We start from the raw sequence: 18,213 nt of genomic DNA on the forward strand, positions 1-18,213 counted from the left end.
GGATTCATCAAGCCACGCGCACATTTGGCTCGTTCGCCTGCGCATCGGTTGCTTCGGCGAACCGCTCCGGATAGCGCACGCAGAAGCGCACGCTCCGGTCGTACGGGAAAAAATCGGGCAGATCGCCCTTCAACAGAAAATCTTTGTATCGCTGCCACAGCTCGGGCTCGAAGAAATCCGCGTGATGCCGCATGAACGAGCGCCGCACGCGTGGATCGCCGAGCAGGAACGTGCCGTACGTCTCCGGGAAAATATCGTGCGGGCCTACCGCGTACCACGGCTCGTCCGACATTTCGTCTTCCTCGTTGCGCGGCGCCGGCACCGCACGCACGTTGCAGTCGGTCAGGTATTCGATCTCGTCGTAGTCGTAGAACACGACGCGGCCGTGTCGCGTGACGCCGAAGTTCTTGTAGAGCATGTCGCCGGGGAAGATGTTCGCCTGGATCAGCTCCTTCACCGCGTCGCCGTATTCCTTGATGCCGTGCTCGACGTCGTCGTCGCTACCGTTCTGCAGGAACAGATTGAGCGGCACCATGCGTCGCTCGAGGTACAGATGGCGAATCACGAGGTTGTCGCCGTCGTACTCGATCAGCGACGGCACCTCCTTTTCGAGTTCGCGCAACAGCGTTTCGTCGAGCCGCGCGAGCGGCAGCGCGACGCTCGAATATTCGAGCGTGTCGGCCATCCGGCCGAGCCGGTCATGACGTTTGACGAGCAGATACTTCTGCTGGATCTGCGCGCGCGTGGTTTCCTTCGGCGGCGGAAAGTTGTCCTTGATCAGCTTGAACACGTAGGGGAACGACGGCAACGTGAACACCAGCATCACGAGCCCCTTGATGCCGGGCGCGACGATGAAGCGGTCGCTCGAATGCTTCAGGTGATGCAGCAGATCGCGATAGAACAGATTCTTGCCCTGCTTCTGCAGACCCACCGACGTATAGATTTCCGCCTTCGGCTTGCCCGGCATGACCGTGCGCAGAAACTCGACATACGCGGACGGCACTTCCATGTCGACCAGAAAATACGAGTGCGAGAAGCTGAAGATGATCAGCAACTGCTCGCGCTTGAGCAGCACGGTGTCGAGCGCGAGCATGCCCGGTTTCACGTGACGCAGCGGCACCGCGAACGGCAGCAGCGCTTCGCCGTTGATGATGCGCCCGACGATATACGCGCCCTTGTTGCGATAAAACAGCGACGACAACACGTGAATCTGGAAGTTCGGCGCTTCGTCGAACATGCCGAACGCTTCGTGAATCGACTGCATCACGCAGGCGACGTCGCGCGTCAGATCCTCGAACGGCGGATCGAGCTGGAAGTTCGTGACGACCCGTTCGAGCGTTGCGGCAAGTCCATCAGTACCGGGGTAATACGCGCGATAAGTCGGCTTCGCGGCCGGTTCGTCGTTCTCGATGTATTCGGTCGAGATCGCCGGGCGCACGAAAATGAAATCGTTGTTGAAGTACGAGCGATGCAGAATCTTGCAGGAAACCGAATTAAAGAAGGTTTCCGCGCATTCCGGCTGACGGTGCGTGGTCAGGAGGCCGATGTAGTGCAGCTTGATCTGCTGCCACACTTCGCTGTCGATGTTCTCCGCGTCGTACTCGTCTTCGAGCAACTGCACGCATTCCTGCACGCGATCGTCGTACGACGTGATGCGATCGCGCGCGAGCTTTTGCAGGCCATGCCAGTCGCCGACTTCGAACAGCGTCTTCGCGTGGATCGCCGCGTCGCGAAAGATCCGGTAGTGACGGTCGAACCCTTCGAGCATCGTCTGCGCGACGTCGAAACCGATTTGCGACGATAACAGCTTGGGGAAGTGATTCATCACGCGCGCTCCGCAAACGCCGGTCAGAGTCAGGCCGCTTCAGGCAGGCTTCGCGTCGTGCCTCGCGCCATCGAGCAGCGCGCGCGCCTGCGCTTCATACTGCGCGAGATCTTCGAGCGTCGCGTCGAGATCTTCTCGCTGACGTTCGAGCACTTCGCGATGACGCGCGACCGTCGCGAGGAACGCATGCAACTGCGGTACGGTATCGGTCGGCGATTCGTAGACGTCTAGCAGGTCACGGATCTCCGACAGCGTGAAGCCGAGCCGCTTGCCGCGCAAGGTGAGCTTCAGACGCGTGCGGTCGCGGCCCGAATAGACGCGCCGCAAGCCGCTCGAACCCTCGCGGCTCGGTGAGAGTAAACCCTGGTCTTCGTAGAAACGGATCGCGCGTGGCGTGACGTCGAATTCGCGCGCGAGCTCGGTGATCGTGTATTGCATATTCATCGGGACATCTCGTGGCCGCTTGGTCGGCACAAAACCGGATTGGACGATAGAATCGACGTTTACGTTATCGTCAACCTGAGCGGAAAGCAACCACAACCCGGCCGACCGGCATCGCACACCTCGCCATGCCGGAGGGTCGTCGGAGGAAGACAGTCCCCATGAATTCACTCGAACACCAGCTCGAATACCCCTTCAACGACACGATGCCCGACGCGGGCCGCACGATAAAAGTCGCGCCCGGCGTGCTTTGGCTGCGCATGCCGCTGCCATTCGCGCTCGACCATATCAACCTGTGGCTGCTGCGCGATGAGATCGACGGCCAGCAAGGCTGGACCGTGGTCGATTGCGGCATCACGTCGGAAACGATCAAGGCGAATTGGGAGAGCGTGTTCGAATCGGTGCTCGACGGCCTGCCGGTGCTGCGCGTGATCGTCACGCATTGCCATCCGGATCACATCGGCCTCGCGCATTGGGTGTGCGGCGGTGGCGATAAAAAGCGTTGGGACGCGCGGCTGTGGATGACACTCGGCGAATACATGCAGGCGCGCGTGATGGCGACCGGCGACGGCTCGAACGCGGGTGGCGAGGCCGCGGCGCGGCACTTCGCGCGGCACGGTCTGACCGACGCCGAATCGCTCGAAAAACTGCGCAATCGCAATAGCTACTACTCGAGCCTCGTGCCGGCGATTCCGGGGCAATACCGCCGTTTGCGCGAAGCCGAGGACGTGAGGATCGGCGGCAGGACGTGGCGCGTGGTGACGGGATTCGGCCATTCGCCTGAGCACTGCGCGCTGTACTGCGCGCAAACCGGCACGCTGATTTCCGGCGATATGGTGCTGCCGCGCATTTCGACGAACGTGTCGGTGTTCGATATCGAGCCTGAGGGTTCGCCGCTCGAACTGTATCTGGAGTCGCTCGGCCGCTACGAGACGATGCCTGAAGACACGCTCGTGCTGCCGTCGCATGGCAAGCCGTTTCGCGGCGTGCGCACGCGCATTCAGCAACTGCGCGAGCATCACGACGCGCGGCTCGCCGAAGTGCGCGAAGCATGCGCGGAAAGGCCGCGCAGCGCCGCCGATATCGTGCCGTTAATGTTCAAGCGCCAGCTCGATATCCATCAGTTGACGTTCGCGATGGGTGAGGCGCTCGCGCATTTGCATCTGCTGTGGCGGGCGGGGGATTTGAAGCGGACGCAGGATGCGGATGGGGTGATTCGGTTTGCGGCGGTGTGATCTTTTCGATTCGATGCGCTATATGAGCGCACTCAGCGGCGCAACGGTGCTGGGTGTGTTCATTCGAACTATTTCAACGGCAAGTCAGATGCAGCGTCGCGAAGTTGCTGGGCACGCCGGTTGTTGAGTTCCGCAACGCAAGCCAAACTGCGCACTTCGCGTGCACTGCCGGCTCCACCACCGCTTAGCGAAGCTGCGAACTGGCATTGAGTCTCGCGGTACTTAGCGAATTTGCTGTTTGATGCGACGAGTCTTGCCTTGGCCTGGTTCACGTACTTGTTGTCTTCATCCCATTTGGAGAGGGTGCCAGCCATCTTCTCCTCGGCTCGTCTGAGGGCCTTCTGACTGGCCTCTGCTTTTTCTGCCAGACAGTCCCGCATTCCCGCTTGCGAGAATGCACTGCATTCTTCGCGTAAAGCCCGCTCGCTTGCAACGAGAGCAGTTGAGGCCGCAAGGACCATTGTTGGCAGGTAGGTGGCTAGGCCGAAACAGATCAGGTTTATTGTGCGCATAAGGCTACCTTTCCTTTACGCACCATTGACAAAGCGTAATCAAGCCTCCTGGCGTAGTTGGGGTCGCCCCCTCCGTTGTAACGCTCCGCTATCACTGTCGCGGACATGGGACGCCCGGAACTGCCGCGAAGATGGCGGTTGTACTCATGGACTGCCATCTGGATCTCGCAGTCCCAGGAATTCCATTTGGCATCGCTTACAGCCTTGCTAATGCCATCCTGCCACCGTTCAAATCCTGTCCTCGTTGGAGCTTGCATTGCCATAACCATTCCTTCTGTCAAAGTGTGGGCGGCTACTTTGCAAGCAATTATCAGCTTCTTGCCTGAGGAAAATTGCATTAGGAATCGGTCTGGCGGGCGAAGGCCCGAGATCACGTCGAAAAAAGGTTACGCAGTGTCAGATGCAACCAGCCAATTCGCGTGTTCAATAAAAAAAGCCCGGTTCAAGAACCGGGCTTTCTTGCAGGGCCGGCTGCGTCAACCGCAGCGCAGAATCACTGCACCATCACCGCCCCAAAATTCTGCCGCCCAAACGGACTCACGTGATACCCGCTCACGTTCGTGCGCGTGATCGCGGCAGCGGTCGGATAGCCGAGCGGAATCCACAGCGCTTCGTCGTGGATGATCTGCTGCGCGGCTTCATACGCTTTCGTGCGCTTGGCGATATCGGACGTCGCTCTGCCGTCGGCGATCAGCTTGTCGAGATCCTGATTACAGAAGCGCGCGAAGTTGATGCCCGACTTCACCGCGTTGCAACTGAAGAGCGGCGACAGATAGTTGTCCGGATCGCCGTTGTCGCCGGCCCAGCCCATGAACAGCGTGTCATGCTGACCCTGCTTCGCCTGCTTGATCAGCTCGCCCCATTCGATCACCTTTACGTCCGCCTTCACGCCGATCTTCGCGAAGTCGGCCTGCAGCAGTTCGGCACCGGCCTTCGGATTCGGATTGAGCACGCTGCCATTCGGACGCACCCAGATCGTCGTTTCAAAACCGTTCGGATAGCCCGCGTCGGCGAGCAGCTTCTTCGCCTTCGCCGGGTCGTACGGCCAGCCCTTGATCGAGTGGTTGTAGCTCCACGTATTCGGCGGAAACGGGTTGACGGCCGGCGTCGCGGTGTTGTCGAACACGGTCTTCAGATATGTCGTGCGGTCGAACGCCATGTTCAGCGCGGCGCGTACCTTCTGGTTTTCAAGTGGCTTCTGCTGCGTGTTCAGCGCGACGAAGGCCGTCATGAACGCGGGCGTCTGCACGATCGCGAGCGACTTGTCGTTCTTCGCGTCGGCGAGATCCTGCGGCTTCGGCGACAGCGCGATCTCGCATTCGCCAGCCTTCACCTTCTGCGCGCGCACGGTCGCGTCCGGCGTGATCGCGTAGATCAGGCGCTCGATCTTCGGCTTCGGTCCCCAGTAGGTCGGGTTCGCGTCATAACGGATCACCGCGTCTTTCGTATAGCTTTTCAGCACGAACGGGCCGGTGCCGATCGGCTTCGCATTCAGATCGACCTGCTTGCCGGCCTTCAGCAACTGGTCCGCGTACTCGGCCGAATAGATCGACGCGAAGCCCATCGTCAGGATCGACAGGAACGTCGCGTTCGGCTCGTTCAGCTCGAACTTGACCGTGTTGTCGTCGACCTTGGTAATCGACTTGATCAGCTTCGGCAGCCCCATCGATTGCGCATGCGGGAAGCCGCTCGCGCCCGCCACCTTGTGCCACGGATTGCTGTCGTTGAGCATGCGGTCGAACGTGAAGATCACGTCGTCGGCATTGAGCGCGCGGGTGGGCTTGAAGTAGTCGGTGGTTTGGAACTGCACGTTGGGGCGCAGGTGGAACGTGTACGTCAGGCCGTCGGGGCTCACTTCCCACTTGTCGGCGAGCGCGGGCACGACCTTCTTCGCGGCTTCGTCGAACGACACCAGCGAGTTGAAGATCACGTCGGCCGATGCATTCGTCGTGACGAGCGAATTGAACTGCACGACGTCGAAGCCGTCGGGGCTCGATTCGGTACAGACGGTCAACGGTTTGGCGAGCACGAGCGCGGGCGCAGTGAGCAGGATGGCGGCTGCGAGCAGTTTGAAACGCATAGGATCTCCGGTAACGAGCGCAGTCAGGCAGTGCGTCTGGTTGTGTTTATGGCGGCGATGCGTGAGCGGGCAGGTCAGCGGTCCCGGCGCGCGCGTCGCCACGATTGTGATACGTTCCCGGCGCCGTCGTACAGGTCGGGCGATCCCGGCCTGAGGCCTGGGCGCCAGGCCTTCGAGGCCTGGCCGGCGGCGCGCCTTCGCGAAAGCTTATCGAAGGGCCATTTTGGCGACAACAATTTAATCGACATATCCATATGGGGGCGGCGCGGCCATGCTGCCGCCTCAGGCTGCGGCGGCCTGACGCAGCAGGTAGCCGATGCCACTTATTGCGCGCACGCCGTACCACGACGTCATTTCCCCATCGATCAGATCGATGCGCTTGCCGGTGAGACGCGGATCGCGCGCGAGCGCATCGCGATGCGCGGCCGTGAAGCGGTACGGCTCGCTCGACAGCAGCACCCGGTCGACCTGCGCGAGCCACGGCGCGTCGTCGAAGTCGAGCGTGGGGTAACGCGCGGCGCCCGCGCTGCCGCCGCGCACGTCGGGCAGCGTATGCCAGTTCACGAGGCGCAGCATCGCGGCGATGTAGGTGTCGCGTGCGACGCTCATCCACGGTTCGCGCCAGATCAGGTACAGCACGCTCTGCGCGGCGAAGGCGTGAGCGGCAGCTTCGCACAGACGCGCTTCGAGCGAGTTGCTCAAGCGCCGCGCTTCTTCTTCACGCCCGAAGATCGCGCCGAGCAGCGCGAACAGCGCGAGGTTGTCGTGCGGCGTCTGCGGATGGGTGACGACGATGTGCGGCACGAACGCGCGCAGTTGCTCGACGGTGTCGCGTTCGTTCTCGTCGACATTGACGATCAGATGGGTGGGGCGCAGCGCGCGGATCGCGTCCAGTTTGACGGCCTTCGTGCCGCCGACCTTCGGCACCGCCCGGACCTTGTCGCGCGGATGCACGCAAAAGCCGGTGCGTCCGACGATCTGCCGTTCGAGGCCGAGCGCGAAAAGCGTTTCGGTGAGGCTCGGCACCAGCGACACGATGCGCGCGTCGGTGCCCGCGGATTCGTGCGCGACGCCGGCTGCATCGACCGCACGGGACTGCATGGCTTACTCGGTGGCGGCGCGCGGCTTGCGCGGCGCGCGTTCGAACACGCGGTCGTAGAGCCAGCGCGGCAGCACATGCAGCAGCAACGCGGCCACGCGCATCTGCCATGGAAACACCGCGAACGACGTCTGCCGTTCGACTGCCCGCGCGACCTTCGCCGCGAAACGGTCGGGGTCCATCAGGAACGGCATGTTGTACGGATTGTGCTCGGTCATCGGCGTGCGGATATAGCCGGGCGCGATCGTGACGACCCCGACGCCGAACGGCCGCATCTCGACGCGCAACGCCTCGAGATACTTCAGGGCCGCCGATTTCGACGCGCTGTACGCGCCCGAACCGGGCAAGCCGCGCACGCCCGCGACGCTCGCAATGCCGACCAGCGTGCCGCGCTTCGATGCGGCCATCGCGGCGGCAAATGGCTCGAACGTCGCGACCATGCCGAAGTAATTGATGTCCATCACCTCGCGGAACGTGCGCAGATCGCCGTGACCCGTCAGCGCGCCGCGGCTGATGCCGGCGTTGGCGATCACGACGTCCGGCACGCCGTGCGCGGCGATGAAGCGCGCGGCCGCATCGGCGAGCGCTTCCGCGTCGCGCACGTCGACTGCATAGATCGAGACGGTGTTCTGGGGATGGGACCGCTGGAACGCGGCGAGCGCGTCGCCGCGGCGGGCGACGAGGCCGAGAATCGCGCCGCGCCGTGCGTACTCGCCGGCGAGCGCGAGGCCGATGCCGCTCGAAGCGCCGGTAATGAAAACCTTCAGCGGAGAGGTCATACCGGCGCCTCGTGATTACATCTTCTTGGCGCGGACTTGCGAGACGAGGTAGTCGAGCACCTGGACCGTGCCCGGCAGGGTGCCGGTCGCGGCCGGGCCGGTTTCATACTTGCCCTGCACGGCGAGCGTCGGCACGCCGTCGATCTTGTAGTCGTCGAGCAGCTTCTTGTCCTTCTGCAGCGCGCTTTGCGTCGAGAACGAGTTGTACGCTTCCATGTACTTCTTCGGATCGACGCCGAGCTTCGCGAGGAATTTGGTCTGGTCTTCCGGCGTCAGCAGATAGTTCTTGTTGACATGGATCTCGTTGAACACCTTCGGCGTCAGTTCGTTCGCGACGCCGAGCGCGTCGAGTGCGTGGTACATCTTCGAGTGCGGGATGAAGTCGTCGCGGAAGGCGACCGGCACGCGGCGGAACACGACGTCCGGGCCCTGCTTCTTGACCCAGGCTTCGAGGAACGGCTCGAATTCATTGCAATGCGGGCAGCCGTACCAGAAGAATTCGGTGACTTCGATCTTGCCGGCCGGCACGTCGGTCGGTTGCGGCGAGGCCAACACGGTGTAGTCCTTGCCGGCAACCGGCGCGGTCGGCGACGCATGCGCGCTGGCCGCGATCAGGCCTAGCGAGAGAAACAGGATGCTCAGCAGCTTTTTCATGTTGTGTAGACCCAGATAAGGCGGTAGCGCGGCGACGCCATGCTAAGGGCCCGTCGCCGCTGGTCGGATTCGGTGTGGCCGCCCGCCACAATACAGGTCGAAGCGGCCATCGTGCTTGTGACCCGCGCGCCGCGCCGATAGTTCGACGCGCCGTGCGGGCCGGCATTACCGTTTATTTATTGTTTGGTGAAGCGGATCACCGCGGTATCGACACCCGCGTCCGACAGACGCTGACGGCTCGAATTCATGTCCTCGAACTTCGAGAACGGCCCGATGCGCACGCGGTAGTACGTGACGCCGCCGGCATCGCGCTGCGTGACCTTCGATTCGAAGCCCTGGAACGCGAGGCGCGCGCGCTGCTGTTCGGCATCGGCGGAGGTCTTGTACGCGCCGACCTGCAGGAAATAGCCGGTGTTCGCCTCGCCCGGCGCCGGAGCGGCGGCCGGGCCCGGCTTGGCGTTGGCGGCCGTGGTCGCGCTCTTAGGCGCGGAGCCTGCCGCCGTGGCGGCCGGCGCGCTCGAGGTCTGCGGCTTCTTCGCCGGCGCCGGCGCGACGATGCCGCCGGTGCCGTTCTCCTGCGCGGGATTTGGCGCGACCGCCGTGCCGTTGTTATTCGCGTTGCCGCCCGACGGCGGCACTTCGACGATCTGCGGTTCTTCGAGCATGCCCGACTGGGTCTGGGCGTTGGTCTGGCCCGGCGCGGTGTTCGGCGGAGCCGGTTGCGCGGCCTGCGGCACCGGCTGGCCCGGCGTCTTGCCTTGCAGCGGACGGTTCGGATCGTATTGCGGCTGGCTCGCACCGTTGTCGGTCGCCGCTGGCGGCGCGACCTTCGACACGAACGGCGTAGGTGCACGGGTGATATACAGCGCCACCACTACCGCGATCGCCAGGCCGACGATCAGGCCCAGCACGATGCCGAGAAAAGTGCCCCCGGTTTGCTTCGATTGCTTTGTTGTGCGGCGTGGTTTTGCCATCGTACGAATCACCTGCAAAAAGAATCCAGGAACGGCCGCCGATTATAACGACGGCCGCGCGCATATTACGCTGGAGGAGTTACATCTTGACGGGAGCGGAGACGCCGATCGTCGCGAGACCGTTGGCCAGCACCTGGCGCGTGGCCGCGAGCAGCGCGACGCGAGCGTTGCGTTCGGCCGCGTCGTCGACCAGCACGCGCTCGGCACGGTCATTGTAGAACGAGTGAAATTCGCCGGCGAGTTCGCGCAAGTAGAAGGCGACCGCGTGCGGCGCGAGTTCGTCGGCGGCGTGCTGCAGCATGTCCGGGAATTCGGCGAGCTTGTTGAGCAGCGCCATCGAGCGCTCGCTTGTCAGCGGCGCGAAGTCCACGCTTGCGAGCGCGTTCTCGTCCAGGCCGTAGCGCGCGTTGCACTCGGCGATCACCGAGCAGATGCGCGCGTGCGCATACTGCACGTAGTGCACCGGATTCTCGTCGTTCTGCTTCAGCGCGAGGTCGATGTCGAACACGAACTCGGTGTCCGCCTTGCGCGAGATCAGGAAAAAGCGCACCGCGTCGCGGCCGCGGCGAATGGTTTCCTCGTCGATCAGATCGACGGCCGCTTCCGAGCCCGGCGTCGCGCCGCCCGACCATTCGATCAGGTCGCGCACCGTCACGTAGCTGCCCGCGCGCTTCGAGATCTTCACCTCTTCGCCGTTGCGCATGACCGTGACCATCTTGTGCAGGATGTAGTCGGGGTAGCCCTTCGGAATGCCGATGCCGAGACCCTGCAGACCTGCGCGCACACGTGCGATCGTGCCGTGGTGATCCGAGCCCTGCACGTTGATGACCTTGGTGAAGCCGCGCTCCCACTTCGCGACGTGATAGGCGACGTCCGGCACGAAGTACGTGTAGGTGCCGTCGGTCTTGCGCATCACGCGGTCTTTGTCGTCGCCGTCGTCGGTGGTGCGCAGCCACAGCGCACCTTCCTGCTCGTAGGTCTTGCCCGCGGCGATCAGCGCGTCGACCGTTTTCTCGACGCGGCCTTCCGTGTACAGCGACGATTCCAGGTAGTACTGGTCGAACTTCACGCCGAACGCCTGCAGGTCCATGTCCTGCTCGCGACGCAGATACGTGACCGCGAAGCGGCGGATCGCCTCGAGGTCCTCGACGTCGCGCGCGCCGGTGACGGGCTCGCCGTCGCTCGCCTCGACCGTGATGCCGTTCAGATAGTCTTTCGCGATGTCGGCGATGTACTCGCCGTTATAGGCCGACGCGGGCCAGCCTTCGTCGCCGGGGGCGAGGCCGCGTGCACGTGCCTGGGTCGACAGGGCGAGCGTGTGGATCTGCACGCCGGCGTCGTTGTAGTAGAACTCGCGGTGCACGTCCCAGCCCTGCGACGCGAGCACGTTCGCGAGCGCGTCACCGAGCGCGGCCTGGCGGCCATGGCCGACGTGCAGGGGGCCGGTGGGGTTGGCCGACACGAACTCGATCAGCACGTGCTTGCCGGCGTCGCGCCGTGAGCGGCCGTACGCGTCCTTCTCGGCGAACACGGCGGCGATCACGCCTTGCTTGGCTGCGGCAGTGAGCCGCAGGTTGATGAAGCCAGGGCCCGCCACTTCGGCGGTGTCGATCAGGCCTTTGGCCTGCGGATTGACGAGCAGCGCATCGACGATCTGTTGCGCGAGCTGGCGCGGATTGGCGCGCAGCGGCTTGGCGAGCTGCATCGCGACGTTGCAAGCGACGTCGCCGTGCGCGGCGACTTTCGGGCGCTCCAGCGCGATGGCGGGCGAGACGAAGGCGGCTTCCGTCGCGCCTTGGGTGGCAGTCGCGACCTGCTTCACCGTCTCGGCGAGCAGTGTTTCGAGTGTGTGTTTGTGTGCGGGCAGCATGCTTGTTGCGAGTCCAGTGAGGCAATCCGGTAAGGCGGAAGAGGCGCCGGCCGAGGCCGGTGTCGCAAGCGTTGAACGCGGCAGCGCTTTGCGGCGCCGATGGCAGACTGTCCCCCAAGCGATGCGACGAGACGCAAGCAGCGCAACGCGGTGGACTCCCCTCGGCGGCCCGCCGGCACGCAGGCTCGCGCGGCATGCGGATCGCGGCCGATGGTTCGACGCCCCCGCTTTGCCCACGTGTGCGATGCTCGTCGAGCCTTGCCATACGTGGCGCTGGGCGGCGCGCTTTTCCGTTCAGACGGATTTTAGCAGGTGCTAATATGTTCAATGAGTTGCCCACTAGGGGCTGGGGCCGCCGCGCCTTGCCGGCGCCACGTCAGGCGCGCGCTGTTGCCGCCCTTGGGACGCTCATGCGTTAACCCGACATAACGAAAAAGGGAACAGTCATGCTGATTACTTTCAAGTGCCACGCCTGCCCGGACGTGATGATGCTGGAGAATCTGGCGCAGTATCTGGTCGGCATTGTCGGCAAACGCCTTGGGCAGCGGGGCGTCATTACTCACGACGAACTGGGCCCGGCCATCGAGAAGCTCGAAGCGGCGATCACCTCCGACAAGCAGGAGCGCGCCGAGCACGAGGGCCATTTCCACGAGGGCGAAGACGGCCGCGATCGTCACGAGATTCCGCCCGGACTCGCGCAGCGCGCGTATCCGTTCCTCGACATGCTGCGCGCGGCGCAGAAGGAAAACGCGGATATCGTCTGGGGGCTTTGATTTCTGCTGGGTCCCGAGCGCCGCGGCCCGGTCTCAGAAGGCCTTCATAAGCGCTTTTGGGGCGCACTCAAAGAAAGAAGCCCGCTTGACGCGGGCTCTTTGTCATTCAGAGGGCTTGTCCGCCTCGCCGCTCACTGGCTCGCGGGGGCCGCCGACGCTGCCGCGCCTTTCTTCATCTTTTGCTTCTTCGCCTTTTTGACATGCGCCTCGGTGGGGGGCGAGTAGGAGCTGACCGCGCTCGATCCGCCCGGAGCGGCGGGTTGCGCGAGCGCCACGGAAGCGTCCGCGGCCAGCGAAACAGCGGTCAATAACAGTGTCAGCTTCTTCATACGATTTTTCTCCGTTGACGGTTGCAATCTCGGTGAGCCGGCGCGTTGTGCTCGCGCCTGACGGGATGAAAGCCGACTCAGTCTACAAAGCCGAAATTGCCGTGGCGCCAAATATTCTGTCTTTCGGACTCGATATAGTCGCGCACGCGCGGCCCGGGCCGCACGGCCCGGCCACGTATCGCTTCACGCTCAAAGCAACGGCGCCAACGCGCGCTCGGCGTCCGCTTTCGTGAGCGACATCCGCTGCGCGTAGTCGTCGAGCTGATCCGCGCCGATCTTGCCGACCGAGAAATAGGTGCTGTCCGGATGCGCGAGGTAGAAGCCCGACACGCTCGCCGCCGGCAGCATCGCCAGCGATTCGGTCACGCTCATGTTGATTTCGTTCGCCCGCAGCACGTCGAACATGTCGCGCTTGACGAGGTGGTCGGGGCAGGCCGGATAGCCTGGCGCCGGGCGGATGCCTCGGTATTTTTCGGCGATCAGCTCGTCGCTGGAGAGGTTTTCGCTGTTCGCGTAGCCCCACAGGTCGCGCCGCACGCGCGCGTGCAACGCTTCGGCGAATGCTTCGGCGAGCCGGTCCGCGAGCGCCTTCAGCATGATCGCGCTGTAGTCGTCGAGATCCTTCTCGAACTGCCTCTCCTTCACGTCGACGCCAAGACCCGCCGTCACCGCGAACATGCCGATGTAGTCGGCGACGCCCGAGTCCTTCGGCGCGATGAAGTCGGCCAGCGAGCGGTTCGGTCGCATCACCCCGTCGACCACCGGCCGCACGCTCTGTTGACGCAGATTGCGCCACGTCAGCGCGACTTCGGTGCGCGATTCGTCCGTGTAGATTTCGATGTCGTCGTCGTTCACCGTATTGGCCGGCAACAGCGTGATCACGCCGTTGGCCTGCAGCCAGCGGCCCTGGATCAGGCGCGCGAGCATCGACTTGCCGTCGGAGAACACGCGCCGCGCCGATTCGCCGACGATCTCGTCATTGAGAATCGCCGGATATGGGCCGGCGAGATCCCACGTCTGGAAGAACGGACCCCAGTCGATATAGTTCGCGAGCTCGTTCAGATCGAAGTTCTTGAACACGCGCCGGCCGATGAACTTCGGCTTGACCGGCTGATAGCCTGCCCAGTCGATCTTCGTCTTATTGGCGCGCGCTTGCGCGAGCGTGACCATCGGCTGTGCTTTTTTGTTCGCATGCTGATCGCGGATGCGGTTGTAGTCGGCGTTCAGTTCGTCGATGTACTTCGCGGCGCCCTCGTCGGACAGCAGGCTCGAGGCGACCGATACCGAGCGCGACGCGTCCGGGACGTAGACCACCGGCCCGTCGTAGTGCGGAGAGATCTTCACCGCCGTGTGCACACGCGAGGTCGTCGCGCCGCCGATCAGGAGCGGAATCTTCTTGACGCGGAAGTAGTCGTCGCGCTGCATTTCCGATGCGACGTAGGCCATTTCTTCGAGACTCGGCGTAATCAGGCCCGACAGCCCGATGATGTCCGCGCCCTCGACCTTCGCCTTCGCGAGGATCTCGCTGCACGGGACCATCACGCCCATGTTGACCACTTCGAAGTTGTTGCACTGGAGCACGACCGACACGATGTTCTTGCCGATGTCGTGCACGTCGCCCTTCACGGTCGCGATGACGATCTTGCCCTTGGCGCGCACGTCGCCGCCGGCCGCCGCGAGCTGGCGCTTTTCTTCCTCGATGAACGGGATCAGATGCGCGACCGCCTGCTTCATTACGCGCGCCGACTTCACGACCTGCGGCAGGAACATCTTGCCCTGGCCGAACAGGTCGCCGACGATGTTCATGCCGTCCATCAGCGGACCTTCGATCACGTTGATCGGACGGCCGCCTGCAGCGGCGATCTTCGCGCGCACTTCCTCGGTGTCTTCGACGATGAACGTGGTGATGCCGCTCACGAGCGCATGCGCGAGACGCTTCTCGACCGGCTGCTTGCGCCACTCGAGGTTCTCTTCCTTCTTCGCGGCGCCGCTTTTGAACTTGTCGGCGATTTCGAGCAGGCGGTCGGTGCCGTCTTGACGGCGATTCAGCACGACGTCTTCGACGAGCTCGCGCAGTTCGGGATCGAGTTCGGCATACACGCCGAGCTGGCCCGCGTTGACGATGCCCATGTCCATCCCCGCCTGGATCGCGTGATAGAGGAACACGGTGTGAATCGCCTCGCGCACCGGATCGTTGCCGCGGAACGAGAACGACACGTTCGACACGCCGCCGCTCACCTTCGCGTACGGCAGGTTCTGCTTGATCCAGCGGGTCGCCTCGATGAAGTCGACCGCATAGTTGTTGTGTTCCTCGATGCCGGTCGCGATCGCAAAGATGTTCGGATCGAAGATGATGTCCTCGGGCGGAAAGCCGACTTCGTTGACGAGCACGTCGTACGAGCGCTTGCAAATCCCGGTCTTGCGCTGGAACGTATCGGCCTGGCCCTGTTCGTCGAACGCCATCACGACCGCAGCCGCGCCATAGCGGCGAATCAGCTTCGCATGATGAACGAACGCTTCCTTGCCTTCCTTCAGCGAGATCGAGTTGACGATCGCCTTGCCCTGCACGCACTTGAGACCCGCCTCGATCACGTCCCACTTCGACGAGTCGATCATGATCGGCACGCGCGCGATGTCCGGCTCCGACGCGATCAGATTCATGAAGCGGACCATTGCCGCTTTCGAATCGAGCATCGCCTCGTCCATGTTGATGTCGATTACCTGCGCGCCGTTCTCGACCTGGTGGCGCGCGACGGCCAATGCTTCGTCGAACTGATTGTTCAGGATCATTCGCGCGAACGCTTTCGAGCCGGTCACATTGGTGCGTTCGCCAACGTTGATGAAGAGCGTCCCGGACGTGACGTTGAACGGCTCGAGGCCGGCAAGGCGCATGGTGTGATCGGTCATGGCGTGTGTGCGAGTCGGGTGCGTGCGTTAAGGGACGTGCAGGGCGTCAGGGCGAAGTGTTTCAGGCGGGCTCAGGCCGCGTCGCGATACTGGCTCGGCCACTTGCGCGGCTTCAGCTCGGCGAGCGCCTTCGCGATCGCCGCGATGTGCTCGGGCGTCGTGCCGCAGCAGCCGCCGGCGATGTTCACGAGCCCCGCTTCGGCGAATTCCTTCAGCAGGCCAGAGGTATCCGCGGGCAATTCGTCGAAGCCGGTGTCGCTCATCGGGTTCGGCAGGCCGGCGTTCGGATAGCACGACACGTAGGTGTCGCACAGCTTCGCGAGCTCGGCGATGTACGGACGCATCAGCGCCGCGCCGAGCGCGCAGTTCAGGCCGAACGTGAGCGGCTTCGCGTGACGCAGCGAGTTCCAGAAGGCCTCGACGGTCTGGCCCGACAGAATGCGGCCCGACGCATCGGTGACGGTGCCCGAGATCATGATAGGCAGACGCTCGCCGGTGTTTTCGAACAGCTCGTCGAGCGCGAACAGTGCGGCCTTCGCATTCAGCGTGTCGAAGATCGTTTCGACGAGGAACAGGTCCGCGCCGCCGTCGAGCAGCGCTTTCGCCTGCTCGTAGTACGCGGCGCGCAGTTCGTCGAAGGTCACGTTGCGCGCGCCCGGATCGTTGACGTCCGGCGAAATGCTGGCGGTTTTCGGCGTCGGGCCGATCGCGCCGGCGACGAAGCGCGGCTTGTCCGGCGTTGCGTATTTGTCGCACGCGGCGCGCGCGAGCTTCGCCGATTCGATGTTCATCTCGACGGCGAGCGATTCCATGCCGTAGTCGGCCTGCGCGACCGTGGTCGCGCCGAACGTGTTGGTCTCGATGATGTCCGCGCCCGCCGCGAGATACTGCTCGTGAATCTCGGCGATGATCTGCGGCTGGGTGATCGACAGCAGTTCGTTGTTGCCCTTGATGTCGCGCGCGTAGTCCTTGAAGCGCTCGCCGCGATAGCTGGCTTCGTCGAGCTTGTAGCGCTGGATCATCGTGCCCATCGCGCCGTCCAGAATCAGGATGCGCGAGTTCAGCAGCGCGGGCAGCGCTGCGCCGCGGGTGTAGGCGGGCTCCGAACGGACTGGCGTGATGGATTGAGCAGGCTGGGTCATGGCGGACGAGGGCTTGCGCCGGCGTTGGCGGAAAGCCTGTCATTGTAGCCGCAGCCGGGCGGATGCGCCCGCCGCGGAGGAGAGTGCGAGGCGCGGCCGGCAAAATCGACCGATACGAACGCGCCGCGCCGGGAATTCAGAAACGCGCTAACAAACGATGCAATAAAAAACGGCCCGGCAAGCCAAAGCCTGCCGGGCCGTTTCGCTGCCGCCGACCGCTTGATGGAACCCGCCGCCAAAGCCGCGCGGTGCGGTCGATCGATGTCGCCAGAGCGCCAGCTGAACACCTCCGGTCAATGCAGGACCACCGGTTGATGCATCAGACTGTCGAATTGACCGAGGAATTCATCAACCTCGTCGAGCGTCGGCTCGCCTTCGATCAGCTTTTGCACATGCTCGCGAAAACGCGCCGCCATTGCCCCATCGATGTAGATTTCGCGCTGCATGTTCTTGTCGACAATCTCGTAGCCGCCCGACTTCATGGCAAGCAGACCTTCCTGCGGAGGAAACTCGACGACACAGTAGTTAGGGCTGTTATAGATCATTTGCATGGCGACACTCCTTATTTCCGTTGGGCTCCTGCCCTTTTCTGCACCGTAGGTGGAGCATGTGGGATGGAATTCAAGGGGTGGGTCCGGACGACGCAAGTAAAAACTCCGGACCTGACGGTTAGACTCGCCGCTCCAGAAACGATTCAAGCAAGGCGGCGAAACGCTGTGATTGCTCGATTGGCGCGAGATGCGCGGCGTCCAGCAACTCGAAGCGGGCGCCCTCGATCGCCTCCGCTATTGCCTGCGTAGCAGCAGGGGGCGTGCCAGTGTCGTGACGTCCGGCCACCGTCAGCGTCGGCAAGCGGATTGCGCCGTGCTGGCCGCGAAGGTCGAAATCGCGCAGTGCCTCGCAGGCCATCGCAAAACCTTCCGGCGAGGTGCGCGCAAATGTCTCACGGATCGGCTCGACCGCTTCGGGATGGCCGGCCTGAAAGTCGGGCGTGAGCCAACGCGCGATCGTCGACGGTAACAGCGCCTCCATGCCGTCGCTGCGCGCGGTGTGGGCGCGCTGATTCCACAACTCGCGGTTCTCGGGCGGAGTGCCGCCGGTGCTGTCGGCAATCGTCAGCGTGTCGATGCGCGATGGATGGTCGAGCGCGAACTGCTGCGCAATCATGCCGCCGAGCGACAGGCCGACCAGGTGCGTCGTCCGCGCGCCGAGGGCATCGAGCAGTTTGGCGAGATCGTCGGCCAGATCGCGCATGGCGAACGGCTCGCGCGCAACCGCGCTGTGGCCGTGGCCGCGCACGTCGTAGCGCAGCACCGTGTAATCGTCGCGGAAATAGCCTGCCATCTGATCCCAGATGGAGAGATCGCCGCCCAACTGATGGATGAACGTGAGCCACGGGCCGCCGCCTTCGTTGCTCAGCACGTAGCGTGTGTCGATACCGTTGATGTTCACTTGCATGCGGACTCCTTTGAAGGAAACGCAGTGAAAAAGCGCGGTGGGTCGCCTCGTTCGCGCGAACGGGGCTCCATTGACGTGCGAGTCAGCGTTGCAAAGGAAGTTTCGCCGATCTCGTGCGGATTTGCTCGTGACACT

The 18,213-nt window shown here is 63.5% G+C and carries 15 protein-coding genes and 1 pseudogene; 2 read left to right on the forward strand and 14 right to left on the reverse strand.

Annotation, left to right across the window (positions count from 1 at the left end):
* Window positions 1-7: 7 nt before the first annotated feature.
* The gene (aceK, locus tag F6X39_RS21580; RefSeq protein WP_187618036.1) at window positions 8-1,825 is read right to left on the reverse strand and encodes a bifunctional isocitrate dehydrogenase kinase/phosphatase; all 1,818 of its coding nucleotides are present in this window, start codon (window positions 1,823-1,825) and stop codon (window positions 8-10) included.
* Window positions 1,826-1,864: 39 nt separating this feature from the next.
* Window positions 1,865-2,269, reverse strand: a complete 405-nt coding sequence (locus F6X39_RS21585; protein WP_187618037.1) for a MerR family transcriptional regulator — start codon at window positions 2,267-2,269, stop codon at window positions 1,865-1,867.
* A 158-nt stretch (window positions 2,270-2,427) separates the two neighbouring features.
* On the opposite strand from F6X39_RS21585, the gene F6X39_RS21590 reads away from it, so the two are divergent.
* Window positions 2,428-3,501 carry an MBL fold metallo-hydrolase gene (locus tag F6X39_RS21590; protein ID WP_187618038.1) on the forward strand — a complete coding sequence of 358 codons (1,074 nt, stop codon included), beginning with the start codon at window positions 2,428-2,430 and terminating at the stop codon, window positions 3,499-3,501.
* A 68-nt stretch (window positions 3,502-3,569) separates the two neighbouring features.
* On the opposite strand, the gene F6X39_RS21595 is transcribed toward F6X39_RS21590, so the two are convergent.
* The 7 genes from F6X39_RS21595 to argS all read right to left on the reverse strand — a co-directional run bounded on the left by F6X39_RS21595 (window position 3,570) and on the right by argS (window position 11,469).
* The gene (locus F6X39_RS21595) at window positions 3,570-4,013 is read right to left on the reverse strand and encodes a lysozyme inhibitor LprI family protein (RefSeq protein ID WP_187618039.1); all 444 of its coding nucleotides are present in this window, start codon (window positions 4,011-4,013) and stop codon (window positions 3,570-3,572) included.
* A 493-nt stretch (window positions 4,014-4,506) separates the two neighbouring features.
* Window positions 4,507-6,093, reverse strand: coding sequence for an ABC transporter substrate-binding protein (locus F6X39_RS21600; protein WP_187618040.1), 1,587 nt, complete (start codon window positions 6,091-6,093; stop codon window positions 4,507-4,509).
* A 282-nt stretch (window positions 6,094-6,375) separates the two neighbouring features.
* Window positions 6,376-7,194, reverse strand: a complete 819-nt coding sequence (locus F6X39_RS21605) for a helical backbone metal receptor (RefSeq protein ID WP_187618041.1) — start codon at window positions 7,192-7,194, stop codon at window positions 6,376-6,378.
* A 3-nt stretch (window positions 7,195-7,197) separates the two neighbouring features.
* Window positions 7,198-7,971, reverse strand: coding sequence for an SDR family oxidoreductase (locus F6X39_RS21610; protein WP_187618042.1), 774 nt, complete (start codon window positions 7,969-7,971; stop codon window positions 7,198-7,200).
* A 15-nt stretch (window positions 7,972-7,986) separates the two neighbouring features.
* Window positions 7,987-8,625, reverse strand: coding sequence for a thiol:disulfide interchange protein DsbA/DsbL (locus tag F6X39_RS21615; RefSeq protein ID WP_187618043.1), 639 nt, complete (start codon window positions 8,623-8,625; stop codon window positions 7,987-7,989).
* A 176-nt stretch (window positions 8,626-8,801) separates the two neighbouring features.
* Window positions 8,802-9,599 carry an SPOR domain-containing protein gene (locus F6X39_RS21620; RefSeq protein WP_184026396.1) on the reverse strand — a complete coding sequence of 266 codons (798 nt, stop codon included), beginning with the start codon at window positions 9,597-9,599 and terminating at the stop codon, window positions 8,802-8,804.
* 79 nt (window positions 9,600-9,678) lie between these two features.
* Entirely contained in the window at window positions 9,679-11,469 is a 1,791-nt protein-coding gene (argS, locus tag F6X39_RS21625; RefSeq protein WP_090802794.1) for an arginine--tRNA ligase, read from the reverse strand.
* A gap of 446 nt (window positions 11,470-11,915) precedes the next feature.
* Here argS and F6X39_RS21630 point away from each other — a divergent pair, with 446 nt between their 5' ends.
* Window positions 11,916-12,242, forward strand: a complete 327-nt coding sequence (locus F6X39_RS21630; protein WP_018419249.1) for a DUF1840 domain-containing protein — start codon at window positions 11,916-11,918, stop codon at window positions 12,240-12,242.
* 131 nt (window positions 12,243-12,373) lie between these two features.
* Here the strand turns inward: F6X39_RS21630 and F6X39_RS21635 are convergent, their stop codons facing one another.
* The 5 genes and pseudogenes from F6X39_RS21635 to F6X39_RS21655 all read right to left on the reverse strand — a co-directional run bounded on the left by F6X39_RS21635 (window position 12,374) and on the right by F6X39_RS21655 (window position 18,078).
* Window positions 12,374-12,571 carry an acid-shock protein gene (locus F6X39_RS21635; protein WP_187618044.1) on the reverse strand — a complete coding sequence of 66 codons (198 nt, stop codon included), beginning with the start codon at window positions 12,569-12,571 and terminating at the stop codon, window positions 12,374-12,376.
* 189 nt (window positions 12,572-12,760) lie between these two features.
* Window positions 12,761-15,490, reverse strand: a pseudogene (metH, locus tag F6X39_RS21640) (methionine synthase); the annotation flags it as partial.
* A gap of 59 nt (window positions 15,491-15,549) precedes the next feature.
* Window positions 15,550-16,620 carry a homocysteine S-methyltransferase family protein gene (locus F6X39_RS21645; protein WP_090802800.1) on the reverse strand — a complete coding sequence of 357 codons (1,071 nt, stop codon included), beginning with the start codon at window positions 16,618-16,620 and terminating at the stop codon, window positions 15,550-15,552.
* A 293-nt stretch (window positions 16,621-16,913) separates the two neighbouring features.
* The gene (locus F6X39_RS21650; RefSeq protein ID WP_062125693.1) at window positions 16,914-17,171 is read right to left on the reverse strand and encodes a DUF3567 domain-containing protein; all 258 of its coding nucleotides are present in this window, start codon (window positions 17,169-17,171) and stop codon (window positions 16,914-16,916) included.
* Between the two features lie 118 nt (window positions 17,172-17,289).
* Window positions 17,290-18,078, reverse strand: a complete 789-nt coding sequence (locus F6X39_RS21655; protein WP_187618046.1) for an alpha/beta fold hydrolase — start codon at window positions 18,076-18,078, stop codon at window positions 17,290-17,292.
* Between the last annotated feature and the right edge of the window lie 135 nt (window positions 18,079-18,213).

It is taken from the genome of Paraburkholderia sp. UCT2, from assembly GCF_014397665.1.
Lineage (GTDB): Bacteria > Pseudomonadota > Gammaproteobacteria > Burkholderiales > Burkholderiaceae > Paraburkholderia > Paraburkholderia tuberum.